General features: G+C 45.7%; 2 protein-coding genes. One reads left to right on the top strand and one right to left on the bottom strand.

All coding sequences use genetic code 11. The features are described 5' to 3' along the window. Positions 1-233 precede the first annotated feature (233 nt). Positions 234-443, bottom strand: a complete 210-nt coding sequence (locus PX482_RS07845; RefSeq protein WP_288093859.1) for a hypothetical protein — start codon at positions 441-443, stop codon at positions 234-236. Between the two features lie 246 nt (positions 444-689). Here PX482_RS07845 and PX482_RS07850 point away from each other — a divergent pair, with 246 nt between their 5' ends. Continuing rightward, complete coding sequence (locus PX482_RS07850; RefSeq protein WP_002759475.1) at positions 690-983, top strand: hypothetical protein; 294 nt, start codon at positions 690-692, stop codon at positions 981-983. The last annotated feature ends 295 nt before the right edge of the window (positions 984-1,278 follow it).

Genomic DNA, 1,278 nt, shown 5'->3' on the forward strand with positions numbered 1-1,278 from the left:
CGTTAAAAGTTATCAGACACCCCCCTTATCAAGGGGGGCAGGGGGGATCCCCCCGCCTATCGGCACCCCCCTTATCAAGGGGGGCAGGGGGGATCCCCCCGCCTATCGGCACCCCCCTTATCAAGGGGGGCAGGGGGGATCAAACCTAAAATCCATTTTTAATTTAATTATAACCAGCTACTTATCTGTCACCAATACCCAATTATTTTCTATACATTGAGCAGCAATCCATTTCACCGCTCATTGACATCTACCTGACGACATTCTGTTTTAATGGCTTGTTGTAGTTCTTGTGCCTCTGAATCGCTTAAAATGCCTGAAAACTTGGCCAGAGGATGATTGTTGCCTGTTGCCTGAACTCGATGTAAAAAATCTAACACGGTTTCTATTAGATCATCAGGTGCTTGTTCGAGTTCTTGAATTAATTGTTGACGATGGTTCATAGACAGTCTGAACGAGTAATACAGTAAATGTGATGGCTACCTTGAATTCTCAATGACGTTCTCAAATTTTGGCGAACTTTTTCCCAGAAATAGATCTTAATTGACTCATCTGAATTTCGGAGATTATTCGATCGCCTAGTAATATTGTAGGCTGATAATCGTTGCCGTTGCCTCTGGATTGGTAATTCTGCCATCTTTCGGGAGTGATAGAATGCGAAGTATCCCCCGCAACAAGGAATTTAGTTTATGAGTCAATCGGGAGAAACCGTCACCTATTCCCTAGAAGCCATCCTGACGCGGATCGAGGGAAAGATCGATCGAATCGATGATCGCCTGACAAAACTAGAGGTAGGACAGGCAAAATTAATCGAGAAAGTCGAGGGAATGGATAAGCGGTTAGAAAGGCTAGAAAACGAACAATCGGGGCTAGTTAAGGATATATCCGATTTAAAAGGGGCGAAATCGCTGATTATCCCCGTAACCGTCGCGATTATTACCGCCATACTCACGGTTTTCCTTCGCTCTTTACCCTCTCCCTAGACGAATCGCGCCCGGCCTAGAAATTGCCAAGTCTAGCGGAACGATCGCCAGCTGGCGGGGGTTAGGGAGATGGGCAGAAATTCCTTTTCCATTCGCCCGCAGGTAAGCTGTTGACTATCTAGGGTCTGCTGAATAAATCTAAAAACCTTGTTGGATAAGACTTTTAGACTTTTTTTTCCTCAAAAAGTGCCAGCCGTTGCGGGGATCGGGGGGAAAATTCAGGTACTTTTTCCCTGAAAATTAGGTAATTGACTACCTCAAAATCGGTAAAACCCCACACCCCACACCCCACACC

Source organism: Microcystis sp. M53602_WE12 (assembly GCF_030065455.1).
In the GTDB taxonomy this organism is placed as follows: domain Bacteria; phylum Cyanobacteriota; class Cyanobacteriia; order Cyanobacteriales; family Microcystaceae; genus Microcystis; species Microcystis aeruginosa.

What these genes read in the sequence shown, in the direction of transcription:
- PX482_RS07845 (WP_288093859.1), bottom strand. Translation starts at nt 443, where the DNA reads ATGAACCATCGTCAACAATTAATTCAAGAACTCGAACAAGCACCTGAT.
- PX482_RS07850 (WP_002759475.1), top strand. Translation starts at nt 690, where the DNA reads ATGAGTCAATCGGGAGAAACCGTCACCTATTCCCTAGAAGCCATCCTG.